Source organism: Corallococcus carmarthensis (assembly GCF_003611695.1).
GTDB lineage: Bacteria > Myxococcota > Myxococcia > Myxococcales > Myxococcaceae > Corallococcus > Corallococcus carmarthensis.
Genome location: NZ_RAWE01000360.1, coordinates 1 through 5,593, shown reverse-complemented (window position 1 = coordinate 5,593; position 5,593 = coordinate 1). Strand labels below are relative to the sequence as shown.

At 66.1% G+C, this 5,593-nt stretch carries 6 protein-coding genes; 1 reads left to right on the top strand and 5 read right to left on the bottom strand.

Going from position 1 to position 5,593, the window contains the following annotated elements; translation table 11 throughout:
* Nucleotides 1–782 (top strand): DUF481 domain-containing protein (locus D7X32_RS42880; protein WP_244239496.1); only part of this gene is annotated, 782 nt, incomplete at its 5' end.
* A 99-nt stretch (nt 783–881) separates the two neighbouring features.
* On the opposite strand, the gene D7X32_RS42875 is transcribed toward D7X32_RS42880, so the two are convergent.
* Genes D7X32_RS42875 through D7X32_RS42855 form a run of 5 tightly spaced genes read right to left on the bottom strand, consistent with a single transcriptional unit; the run spans nt 882 to nt 5,566 of the window.
* Nucleotides 882–1,322, bottom strand: coding sequence for a cytochrome C oxidase subunit IV family protein (locus tag D7X32_RS42875; protein WP_120608259.1), 441 nt, complete (start codon nt 1,320–1,322; stop codon nt 882–884).
* A 10-nt stretch (nt 1,323–1,332) separates the two neighbouring features.
* Nucleotides 1,333–1,995, bottom strand: a complete 663-nt coding sequence (locus tag D7X32_RS42870; RefSeq protein ID WP_120560477.1) for a cytochrome c oxidase subunit 3 family protein — start codon at nt 1,993–1,995, stop codon at nt 1,333–1,335.
* Nucleotides 1,988–3,664 carry a cytochrome c oxidase subunit I gene (locus tag D7X32_RS42865; RefSeq protein ID WP_120608258.1) on the bottom strand — a complete coding sequence of 559 codons (1,677 nt, stop codon included), beginning with the start codon at nt 3,662–3,664 and terminating at the stop codon, nt 1,988–1,990. The genes D7X32_RS42870 and D7X32_RS42865 overlap by 8 nt, the downstream gene beginning before the upstream one ends.
* Complete coding sequence (gene coxB / locus D7X32_RS42860) at nt 3,648–4,694, bottom strand: cytochrome c oxidase subunit II (protein WP_120608257.1); 1,047 nt, start codon at nt 4,692–4,694, stop codon at nt 3,648–3,650. The genes D7X32_RS42865 and coxB overlap by 17 nt, the downstream gene beginning before the upstream one ends.
* Nucleotides 4,691–5,566: an SCO family protein gene (locus tag D7X32_RS42855; protein ID WP_120608256.1), complete on the bottom strand. Its 876-nt coding sequence runs from the start codon at nt 5,564–5,566 to the stop codon at nt 4,691–4,693. The genes coxB and D7X32_RS42855 overlap by 4 nt, the downstream gene beginning before the upstream one ends.
* Nucleotides 5,567–5,593: the final 27 nt, after the last annotated feature.

Here is a 5,593-nt window from a genome sequence, read left to right as displayed (position 1 = left end):
CCCAGACGCTGGGCTTCACCGAGGCCGCCGCCACCGCCGCGGCCCCGGTGAAGCCCAGCGTCTGGGACGTCAGCGTGGGCTTGAGCCTCATCTCCCTCACGGGCAACGCGTCCACGCTGACCGTGAGTGGCCTGGCCAGCGCGCTGCGCAAGACGGAGCACTGGATCTACTCCGTGAAGGCCTACGGCGCGTACGGCCGCAGCCGCCCGCCCCAGGTGGAAGGGGAGGTGGAGTCCCTGTCCCAGGTGGTGGCCCTCAACGCCGGCGTCGAGCTGCGCGGGGATCGCCGCTTCACGCAGGAGATCAGCGGCTACCTGCTGGCCGGCGTGGACACGGACCACATCAAGAGCATCGAGGCGCGGCCCTACGGTGAAGCCGGCGCCAGCATCTTCTGGTTCGACACCAAGAGGGACGAAAAGGCCAGCGTGCGCGAAACCGTCCTGCGCACCGACTTCGCCTTCCGCTACGCACGCGAGACGCGCTTCCAGTACTACCCGGAGCGCGTGGACCTGCCGGACGTGGACCTGGGCGGTCCGCGCTTCGGCGCCCTGTTCCGCTACGGCGTCTCCAAGGACATCACCTTCCAGGAAGAGGCGGAGATCCTGGTCAGCGTCATCTCCGACTCGCGCGTCCTCTTCAGCAGCCAGACGCAGGTGATGGCGAGCCTCACCGACGCGCTGGCCCTGGGCGTGGGCTTCCTCGTGAAGTCCGACAGCGCCCCGCCCCCGGGCAAGGTGTCCACCGACACGGCGCTCTCCTTCAACCTGACCGTCGCCCTGTAGTCCCCACCCCGCGCGGAAAGCAGCCCGCAAAAGCGACGCGGCGCCAGGGAAGAATCCCGGGCGCCGCGTTCGTGCTTCAGGGGGCTGCGGAAGCGGGGACTACTCGTGCACTTCGTGTCCCTGCTTCTGGATCTGCTGGTGGCCGCCCGTGCGCCCTTCCGTGGGGTTCGCGCCGATGTCCACCGCCTGGAGGTCGCTGTACTGCGAGCCCGGGGGGTTGGCCAGACGGAAGCGGGTGCCGAAGTCCATCAGCGTGAAGCCGATGAGCAGCACCACGAACGCGATGGACACGCCGAACACCAGGCGGTTCGCGCCGCGGTGCTCGGACAGGTGCATGAAGTACAGCGCCACCAGCGTGCCCTTCACGCTGGCGATGACCAGCGCCAGCAGCAGACCGAAGCTGGGCAGGTGCATGCGGCCGGTGAAGACGGTGACGAGCGTGAGGACGAGCAGGACCACCCAGATGACCACGTAGCGCCCGGCGCCGTGGTGCTCCTGCATGTTGTGCTCTTCCTGATGCGATTCGTTGGCGATGGCCATGTCGTAACCCTCAGACCAGGTACAGCATCGGGAAGAGGAAGATCCACACCAGGTCGACGAGGTGCCAGTACATGGAGCCCAGCTCGACCTGCGTGTAGTTGTTCGCGTTGAAGTCCCCGACGCGGTACGCGCGCACCGTGGCGAACGCCAGCACCGTCATGCCGATGACGACGTGCAGCGCGTGCAGTGCGGTGGAGGCGAAGTACACCGTGAAGTACAGCGGCGCGCCCGGCAGCTGGATGCCTTCGTAGAAGTAGTAGCGGCCCGGCAGCGTCCCGATGTGGAACTTGTGCTTGTACTCGAAGAACTTGATGACGAGGAAGCCCACCGCCATCAGGAGGGTGAGCACGTTCATGTGCCCCACCATCGCGTTCTTGCCCTCCTTGGCGTAGTGCACCGCCATGGCGGCGGTGAACGAGGAGGTGATGAGCACCACCGTGTTGATGGTGCCCATCGTCAGGTCCAGGCTTCGGCTGGAGGCCGCCCACGCTTCCGGGAACAGGAAGCGGTAGGCCGCGTAGCACGCGAACAGACCCGCGAAGAGCAGGATTTCCGTGGCGAGGAACAGCCACATGCCCAGCCGCGCCGCGTGCTTCTGGACTTCCAGCGACGCGAAGTGGGCGGCCAGCTTGGGACCGGGCACCGAGCCCGGCGTCACGTGCGCGCTAGACATCCGAAACCTCTCCCTCGGCCTTCTTCGGATCCACGTAGAAGTGCGGCTCTTCGGGATACGTGGGCTGGGGCCCGATGAAGTTGTGCGTGGGCGGAGGGGACATCGTCAGCCACTCGTAGCCCTTGCTGTGCCACGGGTTGTCCACGCGCTCGCCGTAGATGAGCGCGTACGTCAGGTACACCGCGATGATGATGAACCCGAACGCGAGCAGCGAAGCGCCCGCCGTGGACGCCACGTTCAGCGCCTGGAAGCGCTCCGGGTACTCGTAGTAGCGGCGCGGCATGCCCGCATTGCCCACGAGGAACTGGGGGATGAACGTCGCGTTGAAGCCCAGGATGATGAAGGCCGCGGAAACCAGGCCCCAACCCTCGTGGTACATCTTCCCGAACATCTTCGGGAACCAGTAGTGCAGGGCGGCCAGGAAGGCCATGATCGTCGCGCCCACCATGATGAAGTGGAAGTGCGCCACGACGAAGTAGGTGTCGTGCCACGGCACGTCCAGCGACACCGTGCCCACCGCGATGCCCGTCATGCCACCGAACACGGTGAAGAACAGGAAGCCGCAGAAGTAGGCGAACGGGGTGCTGAACTCCACCGCGCCCTTGTAGACCGTGCCCACCCAGTTGAAGACCTTGATGGCGGTGAACACGCCCACCAGCATCGTCAGCACGCCGAACACGCCGGCGTTGAAGGTGGACTGGCCGGACACGAACATGTGGTGGCCCCAGGCGAAGAAGCCCACGAACGCGATGCCCAGCGACGAGTACGCCACCGCGCGGTAGCCGAAGATGTTCTTGCGGCTGAAGGCGGAGACGATCTCGCTCATCACGCCGAACGCCGGCAGCACCATGATGTACACGGCCGGGTGGCTGTAGAACCAGAACAGGTGCTGGAAGAGCACCGGGTCACCGCCGCGGGCCACGTCGAACATGCCCAGGCTGAACAGGTTCTCCGCCGTCACCAGCAGGAGCAGCAGGCCAATCACCGGCGTCGCCAGCACCTGGATGCAGCTGGTCGCGTAGAGCGCCCAGACCATCAGCGGCATCTTGAACCAGGTGATGCCCGGCGCACGCATGGTGTGCGTGGTGACGATGAAGTTCATGCCCGTGAGGATGGAGCTGAACCCGATGATGAACGCGCCGAAGAGCACCGGCGCCACCGTGGTCGTCGTGTGCGCGCTGTACGGCGTGTAGAACGTCCAGCCGGTGTCCAGGCCGCCGTTGAGCATGCCCCAGAGAGCGAAGCCCGCGCCGGCCAGGTACACGTAGAGCGACAGCAGGTTCAGGCGGGGGAACGCCACGTCCTTGGCGCCCAGCATCAGCGGCAGCAGGAAGTTGCCGAAGATGGAGGGGATGGCGGGGATCATGAACAGGAAGATCATGACCACGCCATGCAGCGTGAAGACGCGGTTGTACGTCATCGCGTCCATGATGGTCGGACCGGGCGTGAGCAGCTCGATCCGGATGAGCAGCGCGAAGATGCCGCCCACGAGGAAGAAGAGCAGCACCCACACCATGTACATGATGCCGATGCGCTTGTGGTCCACCGTCAGCAGCCACGACTTCACCGTGGTGCCGTCCGTCAGGTAGCTCGGGTGGTGGCCGTGGTCGTCGTGCGCCTCATGGCCGGGGACGGCCCCCGGCGCGGCGATGCTACTGGATGGGGTCATAGGCGGGGCCCTCGGAAGCGGTCTCGCGCACGTTCGCGGTGCGCAGCGTCTTGATGTACTCGACGATGGCGGCCGACTCGGGGCCCTGCAGCTTGCCCTGGTAGGTCGGCATCACGTTCTGGTAGCCGGCGACGATGTGCGCGCCCGGGTCCATCATCGACTGGGTGATGTAGGCTTCGTCCACGCGGATGTTCTGGCCGTCCTCGAGCTTCTCATTGCGCTCGTAGAGACCCAGGAAGGTGGGGCCGATGTGCTTCGAGCCGTCCACCGAGTGGCACTTGAGGCAGCCCTGCGCCGCCACCAGCTTCTGGCCCTGTTCGGCCATGCGGGCGACGGGCGGCACGAGCGACGTGTCCGCCAGCGCGTCCTGCCGGTCCTGCAGGCGGCCGCGCTGCTGCTCCTTCAGCCAGTTCTCGTAGTCCTCCGGCGAGAGCACGACGACCTCCGCCAGCATCTTCGAGTGCGACAAGCCGCAGTACTCGGTGCAGAGCACCTGGTACGTGCCGGGCTTCGTCGCCTCGAACCAGGCCTGCGTGTAGCGGCCCGGCAGCGCGTCCATCTTGATGCGGAAGGACGGGACGTAGAAGGAGTGGATGACGTCGCGGGACGTGATGAGCAGGCGCACCGGACGGTGGGCCGGCACGTGCAGCACGTTCACGCCGTTGGGGCCCTCCGGATAGGAGAACTTCCACATCCACTGCTTGCCCATGACGTAGACATCCATCGAGTCCTTGGGCGGAGTGGTGTACCAGGTGAAGTCCCGGAACCCGATGGCGAACCACGCCAGGAAGAACACCAGCGGGACGGAGACGAAGAGGAACTCCGTCTTCAGGTCCGGCACCACGTATTCGGTGTGCTGGTGGCTCTCCCGCCGACGGTAGCGGAAGAACATGAAGAGCGCCGCGAGGCCGACGCCCGCGGACATCACCATCGTCGTACCGACGACGAAGTAGTGCAGGAAGTCGACCCGTTCCGCGAACGTGGACGCGCGCTCCGGGAGGAACAGGAATTGGTTGGCCAGGTCGCTCATGTAGTCGCGCCTTTCTTCAGCTCGCGCCTCCAGAAATAGATCAGCATCGTGGCCAGGGCGCCGAAGACAGCCAGGGAGCCCAGGCGGATGAACCCGAAGATGTAGAAACCGTACCGCCGCGTGGCGGTGTCATACTTGAAACAGGACATGACGATGCGATCGACGCTCGTCCCGACCCGACCGCCCGCTGCTTCCAGCAGCGAAAGCTTCACGTCCTTGCGGTCGAACGACGTGCCGTAGAGGTAGCGGGAGATGCTCCCCTCCGGGGTGAGCACGGTGACCACCGCGGGGTGGGCGTACTGCTTCGTGCTCGGCTCATACGTGTACTTGAAGCCCACGGCATCGGCGAGCTTGTGGATGTTCTCGTCGGTGCCGGTGAGGAAATGCCAGGGGGCCGTCTCCGGCTTGCCCATGGACTGCAGATACTTGCGCCGCCGCTCGGCGCTCTGGACCGGGGTGTCCTTCGGGTCGATGCTGACGGTGACGGCCTCGTAGTCCTTGCCCAGCTCCAGGCCCAGCTCGCGCATCACGCGGACCTGCTCGTTGATGACGAGGTTACAGAGCATGGGGCACTCGTAATAGACGAGCGTGAGCAGGGTGGGGCGCGTCTTCGACAGCAGCGTCCCCAGCCGCACCTCTTCACCGGTGGAGTCCACGAAGCGGGTCTCCAGGGGAAGCGGCTCTCCCAGGTGCTCCAGCACGTCCACACCCGTCACTGGCGGAGGCAGGTCGGAGTCCGCCTCCATGATGGCGCGGGGCGTCTTGCCTCCACCCGGCAGGGCGAACGCGGGCGTGGCGCTGGTGAGCACCAGCGCGAGCGCCGTGAGGAGCCCGGCGGCGCGGGCGGAGGAGTACGGAAGGAGGGACGGCATGGCGCGGGACGGCTCGGGGGTTGGAGG

Coding starts and splice junctions, on each gene's coding strand:
- D7X32_RS42855 (WP_120608256.1), bottom strand. CDS start 5,566: ATGCCGTCCCTCCTTCCGTACTCCTCCGCCCGCGCCGCCGGGCTCCTC.
- D7X32_RS42865 (WP_120608258.1), bottom strand. CDS start 3,664: ATGACCCCATCCAGTAGCATCGCCGCGCCGGGGGCCGTCCCCGGCCAT.
- D7X32_RS42870 (WP_120560477.1), bottom strand. CDS start 1,995: ATGTCTAGCGCGCACGTGACGCCGGGCTCGGTGCCCGGTCCCAAGCTG.
- D7X32_RS42875 (WP_120608259.1), bottom strand. CDS start 1,322: ATGGCCATCGCCAACGAATCGCATCAGGAAGAGCACAACATGCAGGAG.
- coxB (WP_120608257.1), bottom strand. CDS start 4,694: ATGAGCGACCTGGCCAACCAATTCCTGTTCCTCCCGGAGCGCGCGTCC.